General features: G+C 70.8%; 15 protein-coding genes and 1 riboswitch. Of the genes, 13 read left to right on the forward strand and 2 right to left on the reverse strand.

What is annotated here, in order from left to right; translation table 11 throughout:
- The first annotated feature begins 90 nt into the window (after positions 1–90).
- A riboswitch (FMN riboswitch) is annotated at positions 91–221 on the forward strand.
- A 146-nt stretch (positions 222–367) separates the two neighbouring features.
- The 9 genes from AB0L56_RS09165 to AB0L56_RS09205 all read left to right on the forward strand — a co-directional run bounded on the left by AB0L56_RS09165 (position 368) and on the right by AB0L56_RS09205 (position 7,814).
- Positions 368–982: a riboflavin synthase gene (locus AB0L56_RS09165; protein ID WP_365420626.1), complete on the forward strand. Its 615-nt coding sequence runs from the start codon at positions 368–370 to the stop codon at positions 980–982.
- Positions 979–1,620 (forward strand): nicotinamide mononucleotide transporter family protein, encoded by a 642-nt coding sequence (locus AB0L56_RS09170; RefSeq protein WP_365420629.1) that lies wholly within the window; start codon positions 979–981, stop codon positions 1,618–1,620. The genes AB0L56_RS09165 and AB0L56_RS09170 overlap by 4 nt, the downstream gene beginning before the upstream one ends.
- Positions 1,617–2,903: a bifunctional 3,4-dihydroxy-2-butanone-4-phosphate synthase/GTP cyclohydrolase II gene (locus tag AB0L56_RS09175; RefSeq protein ID WP_365420631.1), complete on the forward strand. Its 1,287-nt coding sequence runs from the start codon at positions 1,617–1,619 to the stop codon at positions 2,901–2,903. The genes AB0L56_RS09170 and AB0L56_RS09175 overlap by 4 nt, the downstream gene beginning before the upstream one ends.
- A gap of 17 nt (positions 2,904–2,920) precedes the next feature.
- Positions 2,921–3,406 carry a 6,7-dimethyl-8-ribityllumazine synthase gene (gene ribH / locus AB0L56_RS09180; RefSeq protein WP_361033379.1) on the forward strand — a complete coding sequence of 162 codons (486 nt, stop codon included), beginning with the start codon at positions 2,921–2,923 and terminating at the stop codon, positions 3,404–3,406.
- Between the two features lie 34 nt (positions 3,407–3,440).
- A complete protein-coding gene (locus AB0L56_RS09185; RefSeq protein ID WP_004990764.1) occupies positions 3,441–3,713 on the forward strand; it encodes a phosphoribosyl-ATP diphosphatase in 273 nt (90 codons plus the stop codon).
- 48 nt (positions 3,714–3,761) lie between these two features.
- A complete protein-coding gene (gene hisG, locus AB0L56_RS09190; RefSeq protein ID WP_361033383.1) occupies positions 3,762–4,625 on the forward strand; it encodes an ATP phosphoribosyltransferase in 864 nt (287 codons plus the stop codon).
- Positions 4,626–4,643: 18 nt separating this feature from the next.
- Positions 4,644–5,114: a PH domain-containing protein gene (locus AB0L56_RS09195; RefSeq protein WP_361033386.1), complete on the forward strand. Its 471-nt coding sequence runs from the start codon at positions 4,644–4,646 to the stop codon at positions 5,112–5,114.
- Positions 5,115–5,409: 295 nt separating this feature from the next.
- On the forward strand, positions 5,410–6,741 hold the full coding sequence (locus tag AB0L56_RS09200) for a hemolysin family protein (protein WP_361033389.1): 1,332 nt from the start codon (positions 5,410–5,412) through the stop codon (positions 6,739–6,741).
- A complete protein-coding gene (locus AB0L56_RS09205) occupies positions 6,738–7,814 on the forward strand; it encodes a hemolysin family protein (RefSeq protein ID WP_361033392.1) in 1,077 nt (358 codons plus the stop codon). The genes AB0L56_RS09200 and AB0L56_RS09205 overlap by 4 nt, the downstream gene beginning before the upstream one ends.
- 162 nt (positions 7,815–7,976) lie before the next feature.
- Here AB0L56_RS09205 and AB0L56_RS09210 read toward each other — a convergent pair whose 3' ends face one another.
- Entirely contained in the window at positions 7,977–9,839 is a 1,863-nt protein-coding gene (locus AB0L56_RS09210) for an AAA family ATPase (protein ID WP_365420637.1), read from the reverse strand.
- Positions 9,840–10,268: 429 nt separating this feature from the next.
- A complete protein-coding gene (locus tag AB0L56_RS09215) occupies positions 10,269–10,925 on the reverse strand; it encodes a hypothetical protein (RefSeq protein WP_361033398.1) in 657 nt (218 codons plus the stop codon).
- 207 nt (positions 10,926–11,132) lie between these two features.
- Here AB0L56_RS09215 and AB0L56_RS09220 point away from each other — a divergent pair, with 207 nt between their 5' ends.
- From AB0L56_RS09220 to AB0L56_RS09235, 4 genes are all read left to right on the forward strand, one after another.
- Entirely contained in the window at positions 11,133–12,506 is a 1,374-nt protein-coding gene (locus tag AB0L56_RS09220; RefSeq protein ID WP_365420641.1) for a peptidase C39 family protein, read from the forward strand.
- 139 nt (positions 12,507–12,645) lie between these two features.
- Positions 12,646–12,786 (forward strand): SCO1431 family membrane protein, encoded by a 141-nt coding sequence (locus AB0L56_RS09225; protein ID WP_361033404.1) that lies wholly within the window; start codon positions 12,646–12,648, stop codon positions 12,784–12,786.
- An 81-nt stretch (positions 12,787–12,867) separates the two neighbouring features.
- The gene (locus AB0L56_RS09230; RefSeq protein ID WP_361033407.1) at positions 12,868–13,512 is read left to right on the forward strand and encodes a TetR/AcrR family transcriptional regulator; all 645 of its coding nucleotides are present in this window, start codon (positions 12,868–12,870) and stop codon (positions 13,510–13,512) included.
- Positions 13,513–13,610: 98 nt separating this feature from the next.
- On the forward strand, positions 13,611–14,595 hold a 985-nt coding region (locus AB0L56_RS09235), incomplete at its 3' end, for a LacI family DNA-binding transcriptional regulator (RefSeq protein ID WP_365420645.1).

A 14,595-nucleotide genomic window follows, 5' to 3' on the forward strand; every position in this document is an offset into this window, starting at 1 on the left:
CAGCCCCCGCGTCACCCCCTGTGAGGCACCCCACACCCCTCCCCCGCATGGGTGACGGCCGGTCGTGGCAGACTGGCCCTGTACCAGTAGCAGCGCACTCCGGGGTCGGTGAAAGTCCGAACCGGCGGTTACAGTCCGCGACCCGGTCGCCTCCAGCGACCGGTTGACCAGGTGAAATTCCTGGACCGACGGTTAAAGTCCGGATGGGAGGCAGTGCGCGGCGGGCGGGCATCCATGCACGCCGCCGTACCGGTTCGCCCTCGCGGCGAGCCCTGTCCGGCGTCGTTCCCGGGATCCTCGCTCGTAGTCTCTGTCGTCATCGACAGGCCCCGGAGTCCGTGCCCGAAGAGGCAGGAGGACCCGGGAAGTGTTCACCGGAATCGTCGAAGAGCTGGGCGAGGTCACCGCCGTCGAGACCCTCGACGACGCCTGTCGTTTCCGGCTGCGCGGCCCCGTCGTCACCCAGGGCGCCCAACACGGAGACTCCATCGCCGTCAACGGCGTCTGCCTCACGGTCGTCGAGCACGAAGGCGACGAGTTCACCGCCGACGTGATGGCGGAGACCCTGAACCGCTCCAGCCTCGGCGTCCTCACCGTCGGCTCCCGCGTCAACCTCGAACGCCCCATGGCGGTGGGCGGGCGTCTGGGCGGCCACATCGTGCAGGGGCACGTCGACGGCACCGGCGAGATCCTCGAGCGCACGCCGTCGGAGAACTGGGAGCTGGTGAAGATCTCGCTCCCCGCGGACCTCTCCCGCTATGTCGTGGAGAAGGGGTCCATCACCGTCGACGGAATCAGCCTCACCGTCGTCGACGCCGGGCCCGACTACTTCACCGTCAGTCTCATCCCCACCACCCTCGCCCTGACCACGCTCGGCAGCAAGCAGCCCGGCGACCCGGTCAACCTCGAGGTGGACGTCATCGCCAAGTACGTCGAGCGGATGCTCGGCGACCGCGCGATCGGCGAGGGGGCGGCCCGGTGAACTGGCTCAACTCCGAGGCGTTCACCGTCCTCGACCAGCACATCAAATGGTCGGACATGATCGGCAACGTGATCGGTCTGATCGCCCTCGCCCTCGGCTGGCGCCGCTCCCTGTGGACCTGGCCCGCCCAGTTCGTCTCCGGGCTCATCCTCTTCGCCGCCTTCGCCACCGCCCACCTCTCGGGCAGCGCGGGCAAGCAGGTCGTCGTCATGCTGGTCGCCGCCTGGGGCTTCCTGCAGTGGAACCGCGGCCGGCAGCAGGCGCAGGACGGCGCCATCGCCGTACGGTTCGCGACAAACCTCGAACGATTCCTCCTGGCGGGTGCGGCGGCCGTCGGCACCCTCGCCGTCGGGGGGCTGTTCACCCTCTACCCGTCCCTGTCCTGGGACCCCTGGCCGGACGCCTACATCTTCGTCGGCACGATCGTCGCCATGTACGCCCAGGCGCGCGGCATGGTCGAGTTCTGGTTCGCCTGGCTGCTCGTCGACCTCGTCGGCGTCCCCCTGAACTTCGCCAACGGCTTCGCCTTCTCCGGCTTCGTCTACATCATCTACGGCGCACTGGTCCTCTGGGGCCTGCGCGACTGGTGGCTGCGCTCCCGCGAGGCGCGGCCCGCCCCGGAAGGAGCGCCGGCATGAGCGCGGCACCGATCCTGTACGGCACCGAGGACCTCGACCTCCGGCTCGACCCGGTGGAGCAGGCCGTCGCTGACATTGCGGCCGGCCGTCCCGTCGTGGTCGTCGACGACGAGGACCGAGAGAACGAGGGCGATCTCGTCATCGCCGCCGAGATGGCGACCGAGGAGATCGTCGCCTTCATGATGAGCGAGTGCCGCGGCCTGATCTGCGCCCCCATGGAGGGCGACGAACTGGACCGGCTGCGGCTCCCGCAGATGGTCGAGGACAACACCGAGTCGATGAAGACCGCGTTCACCGTCTCCGTCGACGCCTCCGCCGCCCACGGAGTGAGCACCGGCATCTCCGCGGCCGACCGCGCCACCACGCTCCGGCTGCTGGCGGGCGGCACCGCCGGACCCTCCGACTTCGTCCGCCCCGGCCATGTCTTCCCGCTGCGCGCCCGCCCCGGCGGTGTGCTCGTGCGCAACGGCCACACCGAGGCGGCGGTCGACCTCGCCCGCCTCGCCGGGCTGCGGCCGGCCGGTGCCATCGTCGAGATCGCCGGTGAGGACGGCCGCATGCTGCGGCTGCCCGAACTCGTGCCCTTCGCCCGCAAGCACGGACTGACGATCATCTCCATCGAGGATCTGATCGCCTACCGCCGGTCCGCCGAGCCCATCGTCCGCCGTGAGGCCGAGGTCCGGCTGCCCACGTCCCACGGCACCTTCACGGCGTACGGCTACCGCTCCATCGTCGACGGCGTCGAGCACGTCGCCCTCGTCCACGGCGACGTCGGCGCAGGCGAGGACGTCCTGGTCCGCGTGCACTCCGAGTGCCTCACCGGCGACGTCTTCGGCTCCCAGCGCTGCGACTGCGGCCCCCAGCTGGACGCCTCCCTCGCCCGCATCCAGGCCGAGGGCCGGGGCGTGGTCGTCTACCTGCGAGGACACGAGGGGCGCGGCATCGGCCTGATGTCCAAGCTGCGCGCCTACGAACTCCAGGAGCGCGGCCGGGACACCCTGGACGCCAACCTGGAACTCGGCCTGCCCGCCGACGCCCGCGACTACGGCGCCGGCGCGCAGATCCTCGCCGACCTCGGGATCCGCAGCGTCCGCCTGATGACCAACAACCCCGACAAGTCCGACGCGCTCGTCCGGTACGGCATCGAGGTCGCCCGGCGCGAGCCGATGCCCGTCACCACGACCGAGCACAACCTCCGGTACCTGCGCACCAAGCGGGACCGGATGGGCCACGACCTGCCCTGGCTGGACACGCCGACCGTGCCGGCCTGCGGCAACCAGTAAGAGAACCGAGGAGAGACGTGAGCGGCAAGGGTGCACCGGAGCTGACGGTACGTAATGTGGGTGATCTGCGGGTCGCCGTCATCGCGGCACAGTGGCACGAGAAGGTGATGGACGGACTGGTGGACGGCGCCCTGCGCGCCCTGCACGACCTCGGCATCGACGAGCCGACCCTGCTCCGGGTCCCCGGCAGCTGGGAACTCCCCGTCGTCGCCAAGGTCCTGGCCGGGCGGGGCTACGACGCGGTCGTCGCCCTCGGCGTCGTCATCCGGGGCGGCACGCCCCACTTCGACTACGTGTGCCAGGGCGTCACCCAGGGCCTCACCCAGGTGTCGGTCGACACCGGGGTGCCCGTCGGGTTCGGCCTGCTCACCTGTGACAACGAGGAACAGGCCCTGGACCGGGCCGGACTGCCCGGTTCCAGCGAGGACAAGGGCCACGAGGCGGTCACCGCGGCCGTGGCCACCGCGGCCACACTGCGTTCGGTGTCCGAACCCTGGCGGTGAGCAGTCCCCGTCACCGCGTAGGGTAAGGACCACCATGTCCAAGAAGACGTTCGAGGAGCTCTTCACCGAGCTCCAGCACAAGGCCGCCCACGGCGACCCCGCCACCTCCCGCACCGCCGAGCTCGTCGACAAGGGCGTCCACGCCATCGGCAAGAAGGTCGTCGAGGAGGCCGCCGAGGTCTGGATGGCCGCCGAGTACGAGGGCAAGGAAGCGGCAGCCGAGGAGATCTCCCAGCTGCTGTACCACGTCCAGGTGATGATGGTCGCCCGCGGCATCTCCCTCGACGACGTCTACGCCCATCTGTAGATCCGACGTACCCGACACACCCCTCCACACACGAAGGAAGCCGACCTCATGCTGCGCATCGCCGTCCCCAACAAGGGTTCCCTGTCAGGCCCCGCGGGGGAGATGCTGCATGAGGCCGGCTACCTGCAGCGCCGCGAGTCCAAGGAACTGCGGATCGTCGACCCGGCCAACGAGGTGGAGTTCTTCTACCTCCGCCCGCGCGACATCGCGATCTATGTGTCCTCCGGCAAGCTGGACGTCGGCATCACCGGACGCGACCTGCTCGTCGACTCCGGCGCCGACGCCGAGGAGATCCTTCCCCTCGGCTTCGCCCGCTCCACCTTCCGCTTCGCCACCAGGCCCGGAACGGCCAACGGCGTCACCGACCTCACCGGCAGGACGGTCGCCACGTCCTACGAGGGGATCGTCGCGGGGCACCTCGCCGACCACGGCATCGACGCCTCCGTCGTCCACCTCGACGGCGCCGTCGAGACCGCCATCGAACTGGGCGTCGCCGAGGTCATCGCCGACGTCGTCGAGACCGGCACGTCCCTGCGCAACGCGGGCCTGGAGGTCTTCGGCGAGCCGATCATGAAGTCCGAGGCGGTCGTCATCCGCCGCACCGGCGCCTCCGCCGACGCCGACCCGACCGTCGAGAGCAAGGTGCAGCAGTTCCTGCGCCGCCTCCAGGGCGTCCTGGTCGCCCGGACGTACGTGATGATGGACTACGACTGCCGGGTCGAGCAGCTGGAGAAGGCCGTCGCCCTCACCCCGGGCCTGGAGTCCCCGACCGTCTCCCCGCTGCACAACGAGGGCTGGGTCGCCGTCCGCGCGATGGTCCCGTCCAAGGACGCCCAGCGGATCATGGACGATCTGTACGACATCGGCGCGCGCGCCATCCTCACCACGGCCATCCACGCCTGCCGCCTCTGACCGGCCCGGAGCACTCCCATGTCCGACACCCTTCCGGGCCGGCCGCCCGCGCTGCCCGTCACCTTCCGTCCGTCCCGCACCCGCGCGGTGCTGCATTCGGCCGGCATCGCGCTGTTGGTGGTCATCACCCTGGTCGCGCTCCTGCTGGAGCAGCTCAGCCCGGGGGAGCGGATCAGCTTCGTGTTCACCGCCGCACTGCTGGCCGGTGTGCTGTTCCTGCTGGCCCGGCCGAAAGTCGTCGCCGACGAGGCGGGCGTCACGGTTGTCAACATCGTGAGCAGGCGCCGACTGGAGTGGGCGGAGATCCTTCAGGTGAACCTCCGCCCGGGTGATCCCTGGGTCTTCCTCGACCTCAGCGACGGCACCAGCCTGCCCGCGCTCGGCATCCAGCCGGGCATCGCCAAGCAGCGTGCCATCGCCGACGCGCGCGCCCTGCGGGCCCTCGTCGAGGAGCGCTCAAGGCCCGGCCACGGGACGCCCCAAAGCTGAACCCCGGGCCGGTCTCACCGACCGGCTCCGCGGGCCCGTACGGGGGCGGCTCAGGGAAGCGTCCGGGGACGTCCACCTGCCACAGTCGCCCATGTCTTGATTAATCTGGTGGGCGGAGGCGCGACGACAGCGCCTCCGCCCCTGCCGCCCCGCCCGGTGCCCAGGGGCTCCAGCTACCCGAGGAGTGACCCTCTCCGGCGATGGACGGATCGTCCTGCAGTACCTGCGCCGCCCCCTGCCGACATAGCGCGGACCCGTATTCCCGGGCCCGCGCGCATGTGGAGGCGGCGGCATCATGACCACCCCCCTGCTGCTGCTCGCAGCCGCGTTCGTACTGATTCTGGCCAACGGGTTCTTCGTGGCCGCGGAGTTCGGCCTGGTGACGGTCGAACGACCGGACGCCGAACAGGCCGCCGCGGCCGGCGACCGGCGCGCCCGCCGAGTCGTCGAGTCCCTCCGCGAGCTGTCCTTCCAGCTCTCCGGCACCCAGCTCGGCATCACCATCACCTCCCTCGTCGTCGGCATGCTGGCCCAGCCGGCCCTCGCCGGACTGCTGCACGGCACCTTCACCGGCATCGGCATACCCGAAGGCGCGGTCCCCGGGGTCTCCGTCGTCGTCGGCATGCTGCTGGCCTCGGCGGTCCAGATGGTGATCGGTGAGCTCGTGCCCAAGAACTGGGCGGTGTCCCGCCCGATGCAGGTCGCGCGCTTCGTGGCCGGCCCGCAGCACGCCTTCGCCCGGCTGTTCCGCCCGGTGATCGCCGGGCTGAACGCCGTGGCCAACCGTCTGGTGCGCGCCCTGGGCTTCGAGCCCGCCGAGGAGCTGGCCTCCGCCCGCACCCCCGGCGAACTCGTCTCCCTGGCCCGGCACTCCGCCCGGGCCGGCGCCCTCGAACAGGACACGGCCGACCTCTTCGTCCGCACCCTGTCCCTGGGCGAACTGACCGCCCAGCACGTCATGACCCCACGCGTGAAGGTCAGCGCCCTGCAGTCGTCGGCGACCGCCGAGGACGTGGTCAATCTGACCCGGGCCACCGGACTGTCCCGTTTCCCCGTGTACCGGGACCGGATCGACGAGATCGTCGGCATGGTCCATCTCAAGGACGCTCTCGCGGTGTCCGTGGCCGACCGGCTGCGCACTCCCGTCGGCCGCATCGCCCGCCCGGCCCTGCTCGTCCCCGAGACGCTGCCCGTACGGCCGCTGCTCACGCGGCTGCGCAGCGAGCAGCCCATCGCCGTCGTCGTCGACGAGTACGGCGGCACGGCCGGCGTCGTCACGCTGGAGGACATCGTCGAGGAGATCGTCGGAGAGGTGCGCGATGAGCACGATGGACAGGACGTCCCCGAACTCGCCCCCGCCCCGCCGGAGGACGGCAACCCGGCCTGGGACGTCGACGGCGGAGTCCGCGTCGACATCCTGCGGCGCATAGGCCTGCAGGTGCCCGAGGGGCCCTACGAGACCGTGGCCGGCCTGGTCGCCGATCTGCTCGGACGCATTCCCGCCGTCGGGGACCGCGCGGAGCTGCCCGGCTGGCGCCTGTCGGTGCGTGCGGTCGGCCACTACCGCGCCGAGCGCGTCCGGCTGGTCAGAACGGCACCGCTGCCGCTTGTGGAGGTGGCACGGTGAGCGTCCTGCAACTCCTCTTCGCCGCGCTGCTGGTGCTCGCCAACGGCTTCTTCGTCGGCGCCGAGTTCGCACTGGTCTCCGTCCGCCGCAGCCAGATCGAACCGCTCGGCACCGCCCGCGCCCGTCAGGTGCTGTACGGGCTCGAGCATCTGCCGCAGATGATGGCGGCCGCCCAGTTCGGCATCACCGTCTGCTCGCTCACGCTGGGCGCGGTCGCCGAACCGACGGTCGCCCATCTGCTCGAGCCGGCGTTCGTGTGGATGCACCTGCCGCACGGCATGATCCACCCGCTCGGCTATGTCATCGCGCTCGCCGTCGTGGTCTTCTTCCACCTCGTCATCGGGGAGATGGTGCCGAAGAACCTGGCCATGGCCGCACCGGAGACCGCCGCGCTGTGGCTGAGCCCCGGACTGGTCTGGTTCGCCCGGCTGTGCCGGCCGGTCACCGTCGCCCTCGGCGCCTGCGCCCAGGCCGTTCTACGGCTGTTCCGCGTCGAGCCGAAGGACGAGGTCGAGGCCGTCTTCACCAGCGAGCAGCTCAACCGGCTGGTGGAGGACGCCGGCCAGGCGGGTCTCCTCGACCCCGAGGAAGCCGAACGTCTGGAGGACGCCCTGGAGCTGGGCTCCCGCCCGGTGACGGACGTCCTGCTGGACCGCGAGTCGCTGGTGACGGTCACGCCCGCGGTCACCCCGGGAGAGATCGTGGAACTCACCGCCCGCACCGGCTACTCCCGCTTCCCGGTGGCCGCGGACGGCGGCGCCTTCATGGGGTACCTGCACGTCAAGGACGTACTGGACCTGGAGGACTCCGACCGCGCCGTTCCACAGCAGCTCTGGCGCCCCATGACGACCCTGCGCCCCGAGCTGCCCCTGGACGACGCCCTCACGGTGATGCGCCGTGCGGCGACCCACCTGGCCCAGGTCACCGACGCCTCCGGCAAGATCCTGGGCCTGGTCGCCCTGGAGGACGTCCTGGAACTCCTGGTAGGAGAGGTACGAGACCCAGCCCACAGACAGGTAACCCTAACCCCCCAGCGCTCGACGATCCCCCAACAAGAAGCCATGGCAACCTAGCTGCGGGCAATCGTGCCTCCCCCAGTGCCTTAAGGGCCTGGGAGGTGCCCCCAGGGCGGCACGGGTGGGCGCAGCGGCACCCCTACGGCGGGGCGAGCGAACACACCGGCCGCCGGCTCAACCCACCGGGGCTCATAACCCCGGTGGGTCCGCCAGGGTTGCTCACAACCCCGGTGGGTCCGCCGGCCCCCGCCCCGACAGCACCTCCCCGTACGCCTGCATAAGATCCGCCAGCCGCAACGTCGCCAGATCCTCCCGCGTCAGCTCCCCCGAATACACCGACAACCGCAGATCCCTATACGCACAGCTCTTCTCATACAGCGTCCGCAGAAACCGCCCGTTCCCCAACTCGTCGATCCACCCCTGCTCCACCACATGCCCGGCGATCGACCGCAGCTCGTCCAGCGCCTCCTCGTCCCACACATCCCCGTTCTCCGCCGCCAGCACCTCACCGATCGCGGTGAGCTCCAGCGGCCGGTACGAAGGAAAGTCCACCCGTGTGGTGAAACGGGACGACAGCCCGGGGTTAGCGGCCAGCAACCGGTCCATGCCCTCCGGATACCCGGCGAGGATCACCACCAGGTGATCGCGATTGTCCTCGGCCCGCTTCAGCAGCACCTGAAGCGCCTCGTCCCCGTACGCGTCCCCCTTGCCGTACCCGGAGTTGGACAGGGAGTACGCCTCGTCCACGAACAGCACACCGCCGAGCGCGGAGTCGATCAGCTCATTGGCCTTCACCGCGGTCTGTCCGAGATACTCGCCCACCAGATCCGCCCGCTGGGCCTCCACCAGATGGTCACCGCCGAGAAGTCCGAGGGCGTAGAAGACCCGGCCCAGGATCCGGGCCACCGTGGTCTTCCCCGTTCCGGACGGCCCGGAGAAGACGAAGTGCCGTTTCGGCGGCTGCACCGGCAGCCCCTGGCCGGCCCGCAGCCGCGCCATGTTCAGCTGCGCGGACAACGCTTTGACCTGCCGTTTCACCGGCTCCAGCCCCACCATGCGCTCCAGTTCCGCGAGCGCCTCCTCCAGTAACGCGGGGTCGGTCGGTCCCGTCGGCACCGGTGCCCCGGAACTGCCCGCCCGTTCGCGCACACCCGGACCGGTGACCGACGGCAGCGGAGACGGCGGCTCAGGCTCCGACGACAGGCGCAGGTCACGACCCTCGGCACCGAAGAGCGGGTCGAGTGTGTCGGGGCCGTCGATCATGTCCTGCCCGGCACCCGTCAAGGTGATCGACGCAAGGTCGGCGGCATCGTCGTAGCCATCGCCCTCGGCGATCGCGGCCAGCCGGGCGGAGGTGTCCATGAAGGCCGGATCCACCCGGTGCACGGCCCGGTACAGGGGAAGCGCGGCGGCGCTGCGGCCGGTGCCCTCATGGGCGCGGGCCAGCCAGTAGCGCAGCTCCTTGCGCTGCGGCTGTTCGCTGCGGCATCGCATCAGCGCCGCCGACAGCAGCGGTTCGGCCTGCCCGTACATTTCGAGCCGCACCCGCGCCATGCCGCCGAACAGACCTGCCTCGATGCCCAGCATCGGGTCCTCGACCAGTGAGTCCGTGTGCCGGACCAACTGCTCCCAGTCCTTGACGAGGTAGGCGCGGCAGGCGTGCAGAAAGCGGACCTGCGGGTCGGTGTCCACCGGGGGCAGCCCCGCGAGGGCCCGGTCCAGCTCGGGGACATGGCGGCCGTCCAGCCAGTGGGAGGCGTGCGCCAGCAGCAGATCGCGGGGGTTCTCCAGCACCGGTTGCACCCACCAGCCGAGCCAGTACCAGGAGTTGAGCGTACGCCGGTGCCGGGTGCGCTGTTCCCCGAAACGGTCCCGGTGCCGGAACATCCGCAGCAGCGCGGTCGTCGTGTCGACGCGCAGCGCGTGCAGCCCGAGCCAGCCGTCGGCCATCCCCGGGTCGATCCGCACCGCGGCCCGGAACTCCTCCTCGGCCTGCGGATAGGCGCCCATGGTGTAGGCGTCCACGCCTCGCAGCCAGGCGAGGTCGGCCGGGGCCCGCGGGCCCTGCGTGCCGAAGTCCATCACGTCCCCCACAAACCGTGCCCCCGTCGGTGTGCCGGCCGGCCCTGGCCCGTCGGCTCCCTGTGGTCGAACCGCTGTACCGCGGACCGGAGTTGCAAGGTGCGCGAAGCAGCGTCCGTAGGTCGCACCGAGGGCATCGTACCCGCGGCGGCGTCACGTCCGTAGGGTGCCGTGCCCGTCGAGTGGCGAGGTGAGAGGGGAGAACGCCGGGGCGTCTGGTGACCGAGGGTGATCGTCATATGCCGCTGAGCGGTCGACAAACGCGCAGAGGGCAGAACGAAGCCCCCGGTCACGGGGGAACAACCGGGGGCTTCGTGTCTGCGGGCGACTCCGAGAGCCGCACATTGAGAACGTAAGACCTGTACGGGCCCCCGGTCAAGCGCGGTTGAGGGACTGCGGCAACTTGTCCGGGACCCGCTCTTCACGAGTTCACCACATTGACGGCGGTCCGTCACCATGCGTGAGCGGAGGGGTGGATGCGTCCGCCCCGGCAGGCCCGTTGAGCACCTCGTATCCCTCCGTGCACTGCCGCACCAGACGGTCCGCGTAGGGGCGTGAGGGATCGTCGGCGAAGTGCTCGCGCTCCGCGCGCACCCAGTCGTCCCAGAACTCCCGCTGCTCCTCGCCGTCCCGCGCCCGGCCGCGCGCCCAGGACTCCTCGCGGGGCAGGTCCAGCCACAGCAGCAGCGCCAGATGCGGGCGCAGCGCCCGGCGTCCCGCGCCGACACCCTCCACGACGATCACCGGCGCCGGAGGGAGCGGGCGGGGCGGCCCGAAGCGCCGGGTGCGCCAGTCGTACGGGCGGTAGTGCGCGGTCCGGCCGCGGCTAAGCGGCTCGATCACCTCGCTCAGCAGCCGTCCGGTCCAGTCGAACAGTTCCTCGTGGCAGGCGATGTCGTCCAGCCGCAGTACCGGGGCGCCGTCCAGCGCCTCGGCCAGCCGGCCGGCGAAGGTCGACTTCCCCGAGCCGGCGTGCCCGTCGACACCGACGAGCCGGACCGGGCCGCAGGAGGGGGCGAGCCGGCGGATGCGGGCGGCGAGATCGTGAATGGCTGATTCCCGGGGGTGAGGGGCTGACGGGAGCACTCTAGGCCCCGGTCCGGCGTGGCTGCCGCAGGTCCCGCCATTGGTCGAGTCCCATGTTGGCCGGGAGCGGCACGGCCGGGATGCTGGCCGGATCCGCCCGGCTGCGTCCATAGTTGGCGCACACACGTTCCATCCGGCGGGACGCACACCGTCCGTCCGGCCGTGCACTGTCCTGTCCCGACTCCGACACCTGGGGGTCCTCCACCCATGAGCAGAGCCGAACTGCCGTCGCGCAGAACCCTCCTGACCGCGGCGGTCGTCGCCACCGTCGCCGGGAGCGCGGGTCCGGCGTACGCCGGCACCACGACCGCCGGCGCCTCCGACACCACCGGCGGCGGGCGGGCCGCCGCCCGCACCGTCGACAACCGGGCCTGGACCTCGTACACCGACTGGCGCAGCGGCACCGCCGACGGGACCCGCGCCGTCGCCGGTGCCCGTCCCGGTCTGGTGATCGCGAGGGCCGCCGGCACCACGGACTACACCGACCCGCACACCGGCCGCACGGCTGCCTGGGAGTACGCGACCTGGACGTCGCCCGTGCACCGTCTCAGGGTTCCGGCCACGGAAGCCATCGCCTCCTGGAACGCGCACACCCCCGACGGCACCTGGATCCAGGTGGAGCTGAAGGGCACGTACTCCGACGGCACGGACACCCCCTGGTACGTCATGGGCCGCTGGGCGGCCGGGGACCAGGACATCCGGCGCACCTCGGTGGACGACCAGGGCGACGGGAAGAGCAGCGTCTGGACGGACACGTTCGCCGTCGACGACGCCGCCTCGGGCCTGCGTCTGGTCTCCTACCGGCTGCGTCTCACGCTGCACCGCCGCCCCGGCACCCGCCTCACCCCAACCGTGTGGCGGGCCGGCGCGATGGGCTCCGACATCCCCGACCGGTTCACCGTCCCCGCTTCCACGCCCGGCCTGGCCCGGGAACTGATCGTCCCCCGCTACTCGCAGGAGATCCACAAGGGCCAGTACCCGGAGTACGACAACGGCGGCGAGGCCTGGTGCAGCCCGACCTCCTCGCAGATGATCATCGAGTACTGGGGCGGCAGGCTCACCGAGGAGCAGCTGTCCTGGGTCGACCCCTCGTTCGCCGACCCGCAGATCTGCCACGCGGCCCGGTACACGTACGACTACCAGTACGCCGGCTGCGGCAACTGGCCGTTCAACGCCGCCTACGCGGCCACCTTCAAGGGCCTGCAGGGAGTGGTCACCCGTCTCCGCTCCCTCACCGACCTGGAGACGCTGATCGCCGCCGGCATCCCGGCCATCACGTCCCAGTCGTTCCTCAAGGAGGAGCTGACCGGGGCGGGGTACGGCACGTCGGGGCACCTGATGACCGTGATCGGCTTCACCGCCGACGGTGATGTGATCGCCAACGACCCCGCCTCGGACGACAACGAGGCCGTGCGCCGCGTCTACAAGCGGCGCGAGTGGGAGAACATCTGGCTGCGGACCAAGCGGTACAACGCCTCCGGCAAGGTCGTCTCCGGCACCGGAGGCGTCTGCTACCTCTACTTCCCGGCACATCCGACCCCGCGCCAGCGCAAGGCGCTCGCGGCGGTGGGAGTGCGCTGAGCCCGCTCGGCGGACGGGCCCCGGGAAGCCGGGGCCCGTCGGCGTGTGAGCAACGTCTCGATCGCGGAAGCCGCTCACGGTGGCAAGGTGGACGGAGCCGCGGGGGGAGCCCACGCACCACCGAGACCAGCGAGAAGCCATGACCGCGAACGCAGCCATCGTCACCCGCGCCCGCACCGGCGGCCCCCGGGACGACGGACCGAAGATCCTCGAGCACATCATGGGATGGACGCTCGTCGTGGTCCTCGCGATGCTCGTGACCCAGCTGGGACTGCTGTAGCCCGGAGGCCCTCCAGGGGCCGCCCGACCTGCCATACTGCGGCGGGATTGTCCCGCCGCCCGCAGGAGACCTGGGTCGAAAGTGAACATCAGCAAGCAGCCCGCCGTGCGCGGTACCCAGCGCTCGTCGGCCCGCCGGGCCGAACTCATCGCCATCGGGCGGAAGTTGTTCGCCGACACCTCCTACGACGCGTTGTCGATGGACGACATCGCACGCCAGGCGCAGGTCGCCAAGGGGCTGATCTACTACTACTTCCACTCCAAGCGGGGCTACTACCTCGCGATCATCCAGGACTCGGTCGCCGGTCTGGTCACCCTCGCGGCCGGCGGGGCGGAACTGCCGCCCGTGGAGCGGGTGCAGCGCACCATCGACAGCTATCTGCGGTACGCCGAGCACAACCAGGCCGCCTATCGCGCGATCGTCGCCGGAGGCGTCGGCTTCGACACCGAGGTGCACGCCATCCGGGACGGGGTGCGCGAGGCGATCGTCGCGACCATCGCCGAGGGCGTCTACGGCCGCACCGACATCGCCCCGGTGGCGCGGATGGGGCTGCTGGCCTGGGTATGTGGCGTGGAAGGTGCCACGCTCGCCTGGATCGACCGTGGTGATCTGCCGCGCGAGACCATGTGCGAGTTGCTGGTGAAGACGCTCGGCGGGGCCATGCGCGCCATCGAGGAACTGGATCCCGCCCACCCGGCCCCGGCACCGGCCCGCCGCGACGCCTGAGCCGAGCCCCGGGCACAGCGACAGGAGGCGGAGGTCCCCCCGTGGAACCCCCGCCCCCTGCACGCTTCAGGGGCTGACTGGAGCCAAACCCTATGGTCATGCGGGTGCGCATCGAAGATGTGGCGGAGGTCGCGGGCGTGTCGATGAAGACCGTCTCGCGCGTGCTCAACCAGGAACCCAACGTCAGCGAGGAAACCCGCAAGCGCGTGGAAGCCGCCGCGCGCAAGCTGCAATACCGGCCGAACCCGTCGGCGCGCAGCCTGGCCGGGCAGCGTTCGTTCCTGGTCGCGCTGCTGTACGACAACCCGTCCAGCAATTATCTGATGGAAGTGCAGGCCGGCATGCTCGACGCCTGCAACAGCCAGCACTACAACCTGATGCTGGCGCCGGTGACCTACACCGACAAGAAGCTGGTGGCGCACGTGGACGAGATCGTGCAGCGCTCGCGCGCCGACGGCCTGGTGCTGACGCCGCCGCTGACCGACCACCCGGGCCTGATGAAGCGGCTCGGCCAGCTGCGCATTCCCTACGCCAACATCTCGCCCAAGCTGCGCGGCGAGCGCATCGGCGTGGTGCTCGACGAGGAACGCGCGGTGCGCGAGCTGATGGCGCATCTGGTCTCGCTCGGCCATCGCCGCATCGCCCACATCAAGGGCCATCCCGAGCACGGCGCCAGCCAGTGGCGCTTGAACGGCTACCGCGACGGCCTGGCCGCGGCCGGCATCGAGTTCGATCCGCAGCTGGTGGCCGAAGGCGATTTCCACTACGACACCGGCGCGATCTGCGCCCAGCGCCTGCTGCTGATGGACGATCCGCCGACCGCGATCTTCGCCGCCAACGACGACATGGCCGCCGGCACCATCCGCACCGCCAGCGAAATGGGCTTGTCGATTCCCGGCGACGTGTCGGTGTGCGGCTTCGACGACACGCCGCTGTCGCGACAGATCTATCCGCCGCTGACCACGGTGCGCCAGCCCACCCGCGAAATGGGCCGCCTGGCCACCCACGAGCTGTTCAAGCGGATCAAGGCGCCCGACGCCGGCCAGCTGATCCTGGCGCCGTACGAACTGCAGCTGCGCAAGT

Origin of the sequence: Streptomyces sp. NPDC052079 (assembly GCF_040680275.1) — a bacterium.
Lineage (GTDB): Bacteria > Actinomycetota > Actinomycetes > Streptomycetales > Streptomycetaceae > Streptomyces.